Source organism: Chryseobacterium shigense (assembly GCF_014207845.1).
Classification (GTDB): Bacteria; Bacteroidota; Bacteroidia; order Flavobacteriales; family Weeksellaceae; genus Chryseobacterium; species Chryseobacterium shigense_A.
Map to the genome: position 1 here is coordinate 1249903 of NZ_JACHLC010000001.1, position 13161 is coordinate 1263063.

The window sequence follows — 13161 nt, forward strand, 5'->3', positions numbered from 1 at the left end:
ATTTAGAAGGAATTTTGAATTTCAGGTTACTGGCGGTAATTTCTTTTGTCTATAGTGCGAAATAGTAATCATCAGAAACAGTAAAGCTAAAGAAACCAGTGATGCATACAATGTGCTAAGGTTCAAGCCGCCTTTTAAAATGGGCTTGGTGAGAAAATCCCCGAAAGTGGCCCCGAACGGTCTTGTGAAAACAAAAGCAATCCAGAATAATACAACATGATTGATCCTGGTGAAATAATGAAGAAGGACAACCACAAGTATAATGGATCCTGTAATAACAGCTCCTTCCAAATAAGTATATCCTAAATTATCACTCAGAAAATCTCCAAACGCTGTACCCAGGCTATTGGAAAAAAGTATGGCAATCCAGTAAAATATCTCTTTGTCTCTTCCAAAAAGCGGATATACTTCAAGACTGTTATATTTTTTATACCATAATAAAAGTGTTACCGAAAGACCTCCTGCCAATATTAAGCTTCCTGAGAAATAACCTATTTTCAGGGTTCTGTCAATAAAATCAGAGATTTCCGTGCCCAGTGTTGTAGTACTTACAATTACCATCCAGTAAATAAACGGGATGTATTTTTTTACACTAAGCTGTATGGTAATAACTATAATGAAAAATAGAAATGTAACTCCTATTCCTACAGAATACCCCAGGTTAAGCGTCATAGAAATAAAATCCCCGAGGGTTTCGCCAAGTGTGGTGGCCGTAATTTTCATCAGCCAGAACAAAAGGGTTACAGCAGCTACTTTATTTAGCGTATTCATGTTTTTTCTTACAAAATTCAGGGGTAATTTTGTAGAAATTTAGAATCTGGATATTTTATCTCTAAGTGAAATGATATTTCAGATAAAACGGTTTCAAGTAAAATCTATATTTATAATGATAAATCAATTGACTTCCATTAAATTTATATAATTCAATAAGTTAAATTAAATACTTTTTTAGCCCTTCCATAATTCCCTGCCATAAAGTATTGAAAAAGCTTTTATTCGGATCACGTTCTTTTTCCACTTCCACATGATCAGGTTCTCCTTTGGAGTCATTTTTAACGAAAATATTGGCTACGGCTGTAAGAAGTTTTCTTTCTTTACCTGTATTTTTATTCATGAAATTAACGTGCATGTCGTTATATTTAAAATAAAAATTCCCGCCGATTTTTTGGCTGTTACCCTTGTAATCGAATTTCAGATAATGAATTTGCCCATCCAGGGTTACATTCAGATAAGGCCGTACAAAAAGATTTGCATTGTCCACTGAAAGATTTTTTATAGTTCCGTTAATGGCATAATCATCATTTCTGTTGGCAACATCAAACTGCCAGTGAACGTCCGTAGGAGCATCTCCGAAGAATTTAAAGTCAGAATCCACTTTTACCAATGTTGGTTTTCCTTTCATTTTTGCACTGTTCACGCCGGTCACTTTTGCATTGAAATGATCAAATGTTATTTTTCCCGGAATCTGTGCTTTTTCTGCGATTTCTTCGTAAGTCAGTTTTGAATTTTTAATATCTACCTGTTTTATAAATAAAGGGAATTTTATATCACGGAGCTTTTTGCTGAACATATAACGGACACCATTATCATCAGGTGGAGCAAGATCATGATAAATATTACAGTCTACTCCGTCTAAAGCAATATGATCAAGATCTATACTGGTTTTACCACCTATGGCCGAATTTTTATCCGTGATATCCACTGATTTTACTTTGATTGTATACAGATCTTCTTCTACAGCAATTATTCTGTTAAACTGATCCCTTGAATATTTGGGAAGGAAAGCAAAATTGCTGATATGGGTAGTTTTTCCGGAATTTTTTATCTGATCAACCTTCAGTCTGTAGTACTTTCCTGCATCTATATCTAAAGTATTGGCCGTGATCAGATGACTTTTTACATGAAAAGGAATAGATTCTTTCAGAACATCTTTGTTTGTCGTAATTGAATTCAGCCTGACATTGAAATTTCCCACCTTCATCTTTTGAATACCTTGTTTCTGCTGACTGAAAGTTCCGTTGATCAGATTCAGAGCCCCGAGATTCACCATTAAATCAGGTGGCTGATTCTGTGTTTTTTGGGTAACAGGTTTTTTATGGGTTGCGGCAATAATTTGGATGTCGGGAGAATATACATTAATTTCATCCAGTTTAAGCTGTAGCTGCTGCCCGGCAAATTTTGAGGTATTGTTCAGGATGTCAATCTTTTCCGTTTTAATGTTGAAGACATCTTTTGTACTGCTTTTTCCGATTGCCTGAAACTGGGCATCATTAATGAAAATATCGGCATTATCCGAACTGATTTTTTTAATGCTCACAGCCTGCAAAGCATCCACTTTAAAATAAATATCATCCAGTTCAACATTATGGGTGGAAAATGCAAAAGGTATTTTTTCCTTTACCGTATTTTTATCAAAAACAATATCTTTCAGGTTCACACGGAAATTGTCTACAGAAGCTGTTTTCGTTTTGTCTTTCTGCTGAACGATTACAGAGCCCTGCTGAAGATCAAGATCTTTAATGCCGATTTTCAGATTAACTTCTTTCGGGTTTTCTTTTACCGTTTTTTTATTGGTAGAAGTGACGGTCAGTTGAGGTTTGATGAACCTGGCATTATCTATAATAAGTGAATCCTGATCAACGGTGAAATTCTCCGCAGACAGTTGATTAATCTTAAGATCAAAAACATTTTTTGCATTGTACAGGGCCGGGCTTTCAATAGGTTTCAGATGAAATGCTGAGATTTGAAGCTGTTTGTTTTTAGCGTCAATCCTATCCGCGGAAATTTTATAGAAATCATTCACGGTGATCAGTACATCATGCGCATCAATTTTAAATTCCTTAAAAGCAACAGGCATTTTGGAGGCATCTTTACTCTGGCGGATTTCTGTAAGCTTAATATTGATATTTTTCCCGTTAAAAAGATCTTTTCTGTCATTTCCTTTCACAGAAATATTTCCGTTGCTCACCAAGATATTTTCAACCTCAAAGTTCATTTTCTTTTTTGTGGAATCTTTTTTCTTCTGTGATTTTCCGGAAACTACCTGAACATTCGGGTCAATCAGTTTAATATTATCAACTTTGTAAGACTTATTGAATATGGCATTCCAGATTCCGAAATTTTCTATCTGGAGACTTTTTACATTTCCTGATATTTGGGTGACAGCTGGATCATTTGTATTTTTCGTTTTAATTGAGATAGAATTGGCCGAGATATTACCTCTGAAGAGACTGAGATCAAAATCCTGAAGGCTTATCTGGTAAGGTGTTTTCTTGTTGACAAGCTCCGGTAATTTATGTTTAAGATAAATGTTAAGTAAAAATGGAAAAATAACAGCTAAAAGACATACTACACCCAATATAACAAGTATAATCTTTTTTCTTTTCTTTAATTTCTGATTCGATAATAGTTTTTTCATTTTGTTTGTGGCTTTACAGAATTTAAATAATCTCTAGAATCCTAATAACTTGAGTTTAAACTGAATGGCGAAATTATCTTTAAATTTTGGGGTATTGTAATATCCTACCCGGTAGAAAAAACCTAAATTAAATTGGGAGGACAGGAAATTATTCCATTCAAGACCTACTTCATTATACAGATGATCAAGCTTTTTAAAATCAAACTGATGAAATTCCGGGTTTTTCATATCACCGATTGTTCCCCTGTAGATAAAGTCGAAACTTGAAACATTTTTCCCGAAACTTTTAAAATACCAGGGCAGCTTGTGTGTAAGATAAGCGCCCACAAATTTGTCATTATAATACTTTCCGCCTGCCATGGTTGCAAAACCAAGGTAAGAAGTAAGGTTGAAGTTCAGCCCTTCCCTTCCGTTTCCTAATCCATTCAGGGTGAAATTCTTCCAGATTGGTGCGTCACCTGTAACCAGACCACCATAAAGCCTTAAACCTGTTACACCAAGTTTTGTTTTAAAATTGTGAACAAAAAGAGCATCAAATCTGCTGAAATTAAAATCACCTCCGAATGCTTTATATCCCTGTTCATAGTTCAGATAGAGCTCCGGAAGATTCTGCTCGTAAGTATATTTTCCGGTAGGCGTCATAATATTCTTTGAATTCGGCGAATATTTCAGGGTGATGACTGATGATGCAATATCAAACTGATTCCCCAGACCTTTAAAATTATAATCAAACATTGACTCTTCCTGGGTTCTTTTTGCCGCAACATTGATAGTCAATGCGTTGGTAATATCATTTTCATAGCTTAATTTGAACCCTTTATGGCCAAAGAAAACATTATTGTTCAGGGCAACACCGGAATTCATTATTTTCATCCTGAAATTCCATAGGTTTTCAGAAAAACGGCCTGCCGCCATTACATCATTAAAATATTCTGCACGGAAGAACGAGTTTTTCTCAAGGGTTGTACGAATATCAACACCGGCTCCGTATTTAAAATCTTTGTCGTAAATACCATACGCGAAATAAGCATCAGGGGAAATATACCTGTTGAACTTATCATTCAGCTTGGCACCTGCTCCGAAACGGAAATGTTCATACTTATTGTAACCGATGATTCTGGCAAGATCAAAATCTACCATCCCGACTCTTATTTTTCCTTTTAGCAGACCGGTTAAGGCCTTCGCCCTTTGGTTAAGCTTATATTTTGCGCTTAAGCTGTCGATTGTTGTATAGGTAGCAGCTTCACGCTCAGTCAGATTTTCGGTGCGGTATTGGTCAATGCTTTTTCCGTCTGAATTTTTCACATCTATGGTATAGCCTTTGAAATCTGCTGATCTTTCTTCGATAGGGGATTGGAAGTCAAAATAATCAGCGGTGACAAAAGCATAGCTGCCAAATCTTTTTGTATTTTTTTTATCGGCTTCTTTTTCTTCTTTGGTTTCGTTTTTATCAGATTTATCATCATTATCAAAAGTGGCTGAAGCCATTTTCAGCTTATAGTTTTCTTTTACCAGAAACCATTTGTTATCAACAGGTTTCCATATACTGGTAATGCTGCCTTCGCTTTTAATTTTACTGTTACTTTCAATTTTTTTCAAAGCGTAGGTATCCTTATCTACATAAAGATATCCATTGAATTTTCTCTGTTTTACAGGCTGTTTGTAATCAACCTGACGGAAGCGGATCACGTAATTCTGCCGCCCTTCAATTTCAATAGAATCTGTTAAAAAGAAACGGTAAAGGTTCCTGTTTTCTTCACGAATCTCCTTCGGTATCTGGTTTCTGTTGGAACGGAAAGCCATCAGCTCATAAATAGGTTCTTTTATGCCGGCAACTTTATTGTCCAGGATATTAATTTTTTCACCATATTTTTTTGAATACAGATATTGGGAAGCCCTTTCCCAGAGGAATATTTTACTTTCACCCAAAAGCTTCATAAGGTTAACGGATTCAAGGGAATCTTTTTTCTCTGCAGCTTTCATAGGGCGCTGTGGCAATCTTTTAAGGGAATCTATCCTGTTGGCGATATAGCTGTTATATGCATTGATACTGTCTTCATCCAGATCCAGGGAAATTTTCTCATAAGATTTGAAAGAATAGGAATCTAAGCTTTGGGGGGAATTCTGTTTATAGTTTTCGTTAACTTTTTTCAGAATTTCTAATGCCCTCGGATCACTTTTATCTTCCAGAACAATGGTTTGTATATTTTTAATATTAGGATCTGCCTTGGTTAAGAAAACTTCCATTACTTTATCAACAACCACATCGTCGTCCTGAAAGCCATTTGCTGATACCTCTACTTTTTTACATTTTGTTTTAAAAATAAGAATTCCTGATGCATCTGTTTTACCTGCAATTTTATTATTGCAGGAAATTGTTGCATTTATAACAGGCGATTGATCCGTGGAATTTTTAACGATAATTTTTGATTGCGAAAAAATGCTGAGATATCCAAACGATAACAGCAGGATTATAATTTTTTTCATACAAAGTTTTTTTGACAGGTGTGATGCCATAATACTTCCAGATTACAGGAATTATTACACAAGCTTATACATGCTCTGGCAAAAAAAGTGCCGTTGGTGCTTTTTTTGAGTTTTTGTAGGAAAATTTACTATTTTTAAATCATATAATATCATTTTTTAAACCATTACTACATAATAATGTAATATTGAAAATATTATACCTTAGTATCATGGGAAATGTATTGGAAGAATATTTAATTTAATTCAATTTCGCTACATCACTACAGAAAATGAATGCCGGTTATTTTCAAACCTATAAGTAACCGTCCATCCGTGAAATGCGCATATTTCTTTGATAATAGACAATCCCAGCCCGCTTCCGCTGCTATCTGAAGACAATTTTGAAAATCTTTTGAACAGCAGATCTTTATCCAGCATTTCTGAGCCAGAATTGGCTACCTCAAAAACTGAACCGGTCAGTGTAACGGAAATAGAGCCATGAGGCGGTGTGTGGCGGATTGCGTTTAATATCAGGTTATTAATCAGGATCTCTGTTAAACTGCTGTTTCCATGTACCTTTACCTCTGAAACAATTTCTTCTTTTACAGAAATGTACTTCTGTTCAAAATGTTCTTGCAGGGCTTCCATGCTGTGATGAAGGAATGTATTGAAAAGGAAAACCTCCGAATTATCGAACTGGTTGTTCTCTATTTTAGCCAGCAGTAACAGGTTTTTATTGATTCTTGAACTTCTTGTTAAGGCTTTGTTCATTTCTTCGGCAATCCCGTACTGTTTTTCTGTAAGATCTTCACTCTGCAACAAAATATCCAGCTTGTTTTTAAGAATGGCCAAAGGTGTCTGCAGCTCATGTGAAGCATTTTCAGTGAATTCTTTCTGGGTTTTGTATACGGAAATATTGTGTTCTATTAATTTGGTTAATGACCGGTTTAATTCTTCAAATTCAAGAGTATCTGTGGTATTAAATTCAATTTTAGTTTCATTGTTCAGGTTAAATTTTTTCAGTTTTTCCAGCGTATCCCGGAAAGGTTTCCAGACTGAACCTGAAAGCCTCCTGTTAATGAATAAGAGCCCCAAAACAATCATAATAAAGAAAAAAACAGTGGTTATGGCAATCACAACAATGGTTTCCTGGGATTCTTCGATATTGGTTTCAACGGTAAAGCGGAACGGCTTATTATTGACATAAATAATGGTTGAAAGTGATCTGAAACGGTCAATATTAGGTTCTTTGGTGTAGGATTTTTGTTTTTCGGAAGTAAAAATGCTGTCTTTCAGCAGGTCGTTCTTTTTTATATTCTGAATATTTGTTCCCGGCTGAATGCTGTTCCAGAGTTCTATACTTTCCGACAGCTTTTGATCTGTAAGCTTCAGTTTATTAAGCCCGTATGCTGTTTTTTCTGCAATAATTTTATTGTGCTCGTCCAGTTCCGCTTTCCATATGGTATCCACTACCAGATAGTAAACGGGAATACTGATGACCAGCACTACAAGCACATAGATCAGAAAAGGTTTGGTTATTTTGCTTAATAAGGGTTTCATGACCGGCTGTTTAGTTGCTTTCCCATTTGTATCCGGTTCCGTACACTGTTTTCAGGTAATGATCGCAGCCGGCATCGTATAATTTTTTCTTCAGGTTTTTCACATGGGCATATACAAAATCATGATTATCCAGCATATCTGCAAAATCTCCCGAAAGATGCTCTGCAAGAGTACTTTTGGAAATTACCCTGTTTTTGTTTCCTATAAAATAGATCAGCAGATCGAATTCCTTTTTGGTAAGGATAATGCTTTGATTGTTAACGGAAACGGTTTTTGCCAAAAGATCGATCTGCAATTCATTCTGCATGATGATATTGGAACTACTGAATTGTTTCCTGCGGATGATGGAGTAAATTCTGGCCAATAATTCCGAAAGGTGAAAGGGTTTTGTAAGATAGTCGTCTGCTCCCAGTTGCAGGCCTTTTATTTTGTCGTCCAATGCATTTTTGGCGGAAATAATAATAACACCATCCTGTTTATTCTGCCTTTTGAGCTCTTCTAAAATGGTAAGGCCATTGCCGTCCGGCAAAGTAATATCCAGCAGAATACAGTCGTAATGAAAGGCTTCTATTTTATCCATTGCCTCTCTGAATGTGGAGGCAAACTCGCACAGATAGTTTTCTTCCGAAAGGTATTCAGAGATGCTTTTGGCCAGTTCAGCTTCGTCTTCTATTATCAGTAGCTTCATTTTACAAATCTATAGAGTGAATTCTGAAGAAATTTTGAATTTTTATGCAGAACCTTAAATATAACGAAAACTATTTAATATATGTAACCGGAAATGCCTTATACTTTCTTTAATATTATCTGGTTTTCGGATACAATAACCGCTACCCTGTCCCCTGCTTCAAAGCCACAATCCTGAACCCATTTCCCGGCAATCCTGATCTCCGGAAAGAAAACTTCATTGTAGTATGCCCTTGCGAAGGATTTACGGAAAACCTTAAGATTCCGGCTTCGGAAAAGCTTATATTTGTTCTGAGAACTGATCTTTTTTTTCATCATTTGCTGTTTTTTCTGCAAACCAAAGGATACCAGCCGGTATATACCAGTTTCTGAAAGGATATTTTATGTGAAATGAAGGATATTTCAGAATATAATTTATTTTATTTTTGAGCTTTATTTTTCTCTCCTAAAACTTTATATTTGTTATTATGATTGACACAGATATGCAAAATAAAAAAATACATCAGGGCCGAAACATCAAACGTTTCCGCGAAATGCTGGGCATAAAACAAGAAGCCCTTGCCCTGGAACTGGGCGACGACTGGAACCAGAAGAAAATTTCCCTTCTTGAACAAAAAGAAACCGTAGAAACGGATATTCTGGCCCAAGTTGCCAAGATCCTGAAAGTTCCGGCTGAGGCTATTGAGAATTTCAACGAAGAGCAAGCAGTAAATGTTATTGCAAACACATATTCCTTCCAAGATTTTAAAGATAATGCAATTGCTTCAGGGTTTAATTATCAGCCAAGCTTTAATCCTATTGATAAAATGGTTGAGCTTTATGAGCGTATGCTTGAACAGCAGAAGGAAATGATTGAAAAGTTGGAGAGGTTGATTGAGAAGAAGTAATTAAAAATCTCTTAGAATGTTAATTTAAAATTAATAGTAATTGTAATGGCTCAAATTGATTCTTATCGAACAACATTAATAAATAGACAAAATGAATTGTCTAGACTTACATCTGACAAAGCAAAAGAACAAGTCAAAATTGCAGATTTAAACAAAAAAATCAATTCTGCTTCTGATGCTATTAAAAGAACAAAAAATATAAGCTCCATTAATTCTAAGCTGAAAGAAATAGAGCGATATAATAAAGATATTGCAAGTACTACTAAAAAAATTGCTGATTTAGAGTCTAAAATTGTAAAAAAAAACAAAGAGATTTTTGACACTCAGAAAAAGATTGACAAAGAACAAGTCTCAATTGATAAAAAACGAAAGATCGAAAGTGATAAACTTCAAAAAGATCAAGAAAGAAGTTTAAGAAATATAAACAATACTTTAAATCATCATAACACATTACATCAAACTACTATTAATGAAATTCAAGAATTAAAAAAAATTCCTGAGAAAATCACTGTATTATTTTTAGCTTCAAACCCAATAGACCAAGTACAATTAAGGCTTGATGAAGAAGCAAGAAGTATTACTGAAATGATTAGAAAGACTAAACACCGTGATTCTGTTAAATTTGAATCACGGTGGGCACTTCAAACATTGGATTTATTACAAGCACTTAATGAGCATGATCCAACTATTGTTCATTTTAGTGGACATGGCTCAAATGATGATGAAATTGTATTTCAAACTCAAGAAGGAATAGCCAAATTTGTTAGCAAAGAGGCGATTGTACAAACAATGATGGCATCTGCTGACAATATCAGGTTAGTTTTTTTTAATACGTGTTATTCAAGAAACCAAGCAGAAGCTGTATCTGAATTTGTAGAAGCAACTATTGGGATGAATACTACAATTGGTGATGAAGCTGCTAGAGTATTTTCTTCACAGTTTTATTCAGCAATTGGGTTTGGACTTTCAGTTGGGAAGGCTTTTCAACAAGCCAAAGCATTACTAATGATGGAGGATATTCCAGAAGAAAATACCCCTGAATTGTTTATTAAACTTGGGCTTAATGCAGAGGAAATAATATTAGTACAGCCTAAATAAACTTAAAATACCATACAAAAGCATTATTATAATAATTTAAATGGAGAATCTTAAGTTCTCCATTTTTATCTTCATAATCAATTTAATATAAATTTTCCTCAAAAAAACTTGCGTAGTCAAATAACTTCATTTAAATTTGTAGTCAAATAACTACACAATGAATTTAAGAAGAGATGTATTTCAGGCTATAGCAGACCCTACCAGAAGATCTATCCTGATGCTGGTGGCGGCACAATCTATGACCGCCGGGGCCATTGCTTCCAATTTCGATACCGCAAGACCTACCGTTTCCAAACATCTTCAGATCCTCGCAGAATGCGAACTGCTGAGATCTGAACAGAATGGCCGCGAAATTATCTACCACCTCAATCCCAATAAAATGAAAGAAATAGCAGATTTTATAGAACCTTTCCGCAAAATGTGGGACGAAAAATTCAATAAGCTGGAAAGTGTAATGAAAGCGTATCAGAATAGAGATGCGTGATGCGACATACGGGGTTATTGAGATTCGTGGTGCGGGTTCCGGGATGATAAATGGATTGCAGTTTAAAATCTCAAAAATCTTCATCCACAAAATAACTCGAATCTCTTAACCCGAAACGCGTAACACGTATCAAACTCTCCCACTCTCAAACACTAAAACTCAACAGATATGGAACTCAAAACAAAAATTCACGCCGAAGACGGCAAACAGGAAATATTCATCACCAGGGAATTTGATCTTCCGGTAGAACTGCTTTTCAAGGCATATACAGAAGCAGAACTTTTCGAACAATGGATGGGAACTAAAGTGACAAAGTTTGAAAATAAACAACACGGCGGTTACCGTTTTGAAACCTCAAACCCTCAGGGAGAAGTGATGTTCAGTGCCAATGGAACCATTCATGATATCATTCAGAATGAGAAAATTATAAGAACTTTCCAGATGGAAAACACACCCTTCCCTGTTCAGATTGAGTTTTTAGAATTTGAAAAACTTACGGACAGCACCAGTAAGATTACCATACAGACCATTTACAAATCGGTAGATTTCAGAGACCAGCACCTGAAAATGCCATTCGCTCAAGGGATCAATATGGCGCATAACCGTTTGCAGGAGTTACTAGGTAGCAGGTAGCAGATGATAGGTGGCAGGTAATTTGGTCATAAGTTGTAAATCCCATTACCCCACAACTCTCCCACTCTAATACTCTAATACTCTAATACTCTAAAACCCTAAAACTCTCCAACTCAACACCCCTCAAACCCAAACTCATGAATCCAAAAGTTGATTTTTTCTTTAACGAACCCGGCCAATGGCAGGCAGCATTTGAAAAGCTAAGAGCAATTGCCCTGAGTACAGAACTCACAGAAGATCTGAAATGGGGATGCCCATGCTATACCTATGAAGGGAAAAATATTTTCCTGATTCACGGCTTTAAAGAATATTGTGCTTTGCTCTTTTTTAAAGGTGCTCTGATGAAAGATCCCGATCATATTTTAATCCAGCAATCTAAAAACGTGCAGGCTGCAAGACAGATCCGTTTTACGGATGTACAGCAAATTAATGATCTGGAAAGTATTCTCCGGTCTTATATGTTTGAGGCGGTTGAAATTGAAGAATCCGGAGCTAAGGTTGAAATGAAAAAGACGAAAGAATTTGAAATGGTTGAAGAATTTCAATCCAGACTGGATCAGCATCCTGCATTGAAAGAAGCTTTTGAAGCACTTACTCCCGGAAGACAAAGAGCTTACCTGCTTCACTTCTCATCAGCCAAACAATCTAAAACACGGGAAGCCCGCATTGAAAAATGTATTCCGCAGATTTTTAAAGGAAATGGATTAAATGATTAACACTAAAAACTATACGATATGGAAACACAGAACAAATCACAAAAAAGGAACAGAATCATCTACTGGATCTTCACCTTATGGATGGCCTTGGGAATGGTGTCTACAGCCATTGTACAGCTTATGAAAAATAAAGACGAGCTTGCCAATTTTACCAACCTCGGCTACCCTGCTTACCTGATGACCATTATCGGAGTCTGGAAAATCCTGGGTGTTATAGCCGTTCTTATTCCGCGATTTCCGGTATTGAAAGAATGGGCTTATGCAGGTTTTTTCTTCGTAATGTCCGGTGCATTGATCTCGCATATCATCGTTGGTGATGCTGCCGGAAGAACTTTGCCGGCCCTCCTATTGCTGGTTTTAGTAATCATTTCATGGTATTTCAGACCTGCTGACAGGAAAATTTCTATGGTTAACCACTAAAATATATATGCAGAAGCTTTAATTTTAATAATGAAACCACTTAACAATAATTGATATGAGTAAAAAGAAACTTTCAGCGGAACAAAGCACAGAACTTTTAAAAATTTTAAAAACCCGTTTCGAGAAAAATATGACCCGCCATAAAAACTTAGACTGGGGAAAAATTCAGGCAAAACTGGAAGCAAATCCCGAAAAACTATGGTCACTGAACGAAATGGAAGAAACCGAAGGCGAACCGGACGTTGTAGACTACGACAAAAAAACAGACGAATACATTTTCTTCGACTGCTCCCCGGAAAGCCCGAAACGCAGAAGCCTTTGCTACGATTATCAGGCCTGGAGCTCACGAAAAGCCAACAAGCCTGAAAACAATGTTATTGACAGAGCTGCGGAAATGGGCATTGATTTATTATCAGAAGAACAATACCACCACCTTCAGGAGCTCGGAAAATTTGACTTGAAAACTTCCAGCTGGATAAAAACACCTGAAAACATAAGAGAACTGGGTGGTGCTATCTTCTGTGACCGCCGCTACAATAAGGTTTTTACCTATCACAACGGTGCAGATTCTTATTATGCTGCGAGAGGATTCCGGGGAGTTTTGAAAGTGTAAAATTAGTATGGTTCGGGTTCCGGTATCCGGGTTTTGAGTTGAGTTTGAGCATTCAATTAACTATAAATTCCCTCACATAAAATGATTATAATAATCTACATCATTCCTACCAGCCACCAAAAATAAACCCGAACATCTGCTCAATCTGCCCCATCTGCGAGAGATAAAAAACATCAACT

General features: G+C 36.1%; 13 protein-coding genes. 7 read left to right on the top strand and 6 right to left on the bottom strand.

Annotated features, from left to right (window positions below; genetic code table 11):
- Positions 1 to 21: 21 nt before the first annotated feature.
- The 6 genes from HNP36_RS05765 to HNP36_RS05790 form a co-directional block, all read right to left on the bottom strand.
- On the bottom strand, positions 22 to 771 hold the full coding sequence (locus HNP36_RS05765) for a hypothetical protein (RefSeq protein ID WP_184159508.1): 750 nt from the start codon (positions 769 to 771) through the stop codon (positions 22 to 24).
- Between the two features lie 160 nt (positions 772 to 931).
- Positions 932 to 3418 (bottom strand): hypothetical protein, encoded by a 2487-nt coding sequence (locus HNP36_RS05770; protein WP_184159506.1) that lies wholly within the window; start codon positions 3416 to 3418, stop codon positions 932 to 934.
- Between the two features lie 33 nt (positions 3419 to 3451).
- Complete coding sequence (locus HNP36_RS05775) at positions 3452 to 5905, bottom strand: DUF5686 family protein (protein WP_184159504.1); 2454 nt, start codon at positions 5903 to 5905, stop codon at positions 3452 to 3454.
- Positions 5906 to 6157: 252 nt separating this feature from the next.
- On the bottom strand, positions 6158 to 7444 hold the full coding sequence (locus HNP36_RS05780; RefSeq protein ID WP_184159502.1) for a sensor histidine kinase: 1287 nt from the start codon (positions 7442 to 7444) through the stop codon (positions 6158 to 6160).
- A gap of 10 nt (positions 7445 to 7454) precedes the next feature.
- Positions 7455 to 8132, bottom strand: coding sequence for a response regulator transcription factor (locus tag HNP36_RS05785; protein WP_184159499.1), 678 nt, complete (start codon positions 8130 to 8132; stop codon positions 7455 to 7457).
- 98 nt (positions 8133 to 8230) lie between these two features.
- Positions 8231 to 8449: a SymE family type I addiction module toxin gene (locus HNP36_RS05790; RefSeq protein WP_184159497.1), complete on the bottom strand. Its 219-nt coding sequence runs from the start codon at positions 8447 to 8449 to the stop codon at positions 8231 to 8233.
- A gap of 149 nt (positions 8450 to 8598) precedes the next feature.
- On the opposite strand from HNP36_RS05790, the gene HNP36_RS05795 reads away from it, so the two are divergent.
- The 7 genes from HNP36_RS05795 to HNP36_RS05825 all read left to right on the top strand — a co-directional run bounded on the left by HNP36_RS05795 (position 8599) and on the right by HNP36_RS05825 (position 12982).
- Positions 8599 to 9018 carry a helix-turn-helix transcriptional regulator gene (locus HNP36_RS05795; RefSeq protein WP_184159495.1) on the top strand — a complete coding sequence of 140 codons (420 nt, stop codon included), beginning with the start codon at positions 8599 to 8601 and terminating at the stop codon, positions 9016 to 9018.
- A 45-nt stretch (positions 9019 to 9063) separates the two neighbouring features.
- On the top strand, positions 9064 to 10116 hold the full coding sequence (locus tag HNP36_RS05800) for a CHAT domain-containing protein (RefSeq protein ID WP_184159493.1): 1053 nt from the start codon (positions 9064 to 9066) through the stop codon (positions 10114 to 10116).
- Between the two features lie 157 nt (positions 10117 to 10273).
- Positions 10274 to 10600, top strand: coding sequence for an ArsR/SmtB family transcription factor (locus HNP36_RS05805; RefSeq protein WP_184159491.1), 327 nt, complete (start codon positions 10274 to 10276; stop codon positions 10598 to 10600).
- Between the two features lie 168 nt (positions 10601 to 10768).
- Positions 10769 to 11233, top strand: a complete 465-nt coding sequence (locus HNP36_RS05810) for an SRPBCC domain-containing protein (protein WP_184159489.1) — start codon at positions 10769 to 10771, stop codon at positions 11231 to 11233.
- A 137-nt stretch (positions 11234 to 11370) separates the two neighbouring features.
- The gene (locus HNP36_RS05815; RefSeq protein WP_184159487.1) at positions 11371 to 11949 is read left to right on the top strand and encodes a YdeI/OmpD-associated family protein; all 579 of its coding nucleotides are present in this window, start codon (positions 11371 to 11373) and stop codon (positions 11947 to 11949) included.
- Between the two features lie 18 nt (positions 11950 to 11967).
- Complete coding sequence (locus HNP36_RS05820; protein ID WP_184159485.1) at positions 11968 to 12369, top strand: DoxX family protein; 402 nt, start codon at positions 11968 to 11970, stop codon at positions 12367 to 12369.
- 55 nt (positions 12370 to 12424) lie between these two features.
- A complete protein-coding gene (locus tag HNP36_RS05825; protein ID WP_184159483.1) occupies positions 12425 to 12982 on the top strand; it encodes a DUF4256 domain-containing protein in 558 nt (185 codons plus the stop codon).
- Positions 12983 to 13161: the final 179 nt, after the last annotated feature.

Excerpts from the sequence above, each read along its gene's own strand:
- HNP36_RS05765 (WP_184159508.1), bottom strand. The coding sequence starts at position 771 with ATGAATACGCTAAATAAAGTAGCTGCTGTAACCCTTTTGTTCTGGCTG.
- HNP36_RS05770 (WP_184159506.1), bottom strand. The coding sequence starts at position 3,418 with ATGAAAAAACTATTATCGAATCAGAAATTAAAGAAAAGAAAAAAGATT.
- HNP36_RS05775 (WP_184159504.1), bottom strand. The coding sequence starts at position 5,905 with ATGAAAAAAATTATAATCCTGCTGTTATCGTTTGGATATCTCAGCATT.
- HNP36_RS05780 (WP_184159502.1), bottom strand. The coding sequence starts at position 7,444 with ATGAAACCCTTATTAAGCAAAATAACCAAACCTTTTCTGATCTATGTG.
- HNP36_RS05785 (WP_184159499.1), bottom strand. The coding sequence starts at position 8,132 with ATGAAGCTACTGATAATAGAAGACGAAGCTGAACTGGCCAAAAGCATC.
- HNP36_RS05790 (WP_184159497.1), bottom strand. The coding sequence starts at position 8,449 with ATGATGAAAAAAAAGATCAGTTCTCAGAACAAATATAAGCTTTTCCGA.
- HNP36_RS05795 (WP_184159495.1), top strand. The coding sequence starts at position 8,599 with ATGATTGACACAGATATGCAAAATAAAAAAATACATCAGGGCCGAAAC.
- HNP36_RS05800 (WP_184159493.1), top strand. The coding sequence starts at position 9,064 with ATGGCTCAAATTGATTCTTATCGAACAACATTAATAAATAGACAAAAT.
- HNP36_RS05805 (WP_184159491.1), top strand. The coding sequence starts at position 10,274 with ATGAATTTAAGAAGAGATGTATTTCAGGCTATAGCAGACCCTACCAGA.
- HNP36_RS05810 (WP_184159489.1), top strand. The coding sequence starts at position 10,769 with ATGGAACTCAAAACAAAAATTCACGCCGAAGACGGCAAACAGGAAATA.
- HNP36_RS05815 (WP_184159487.1), top strand. The coding sequence starts at position 11,371 with ATGAATCCAAAAGTTGATTTTTTCTTTAACGAACCCGGCCAATGGCAG.
- HNP36_RS05820 (WP_184159485.1), top strand. The coding sequence starts at position 11,968 with ATGGAAACACAGAACAAATCACAAAAAAGGAACAGAATCATCTACTGG.
- HNP36_RS05825 (WP_184159483.1), top strand. The coding sequence starts at position 12,425 with ATGAGTAAAAAGAAACTTTCAGCGGAACAAAGCACAGAACTTTTAAAA.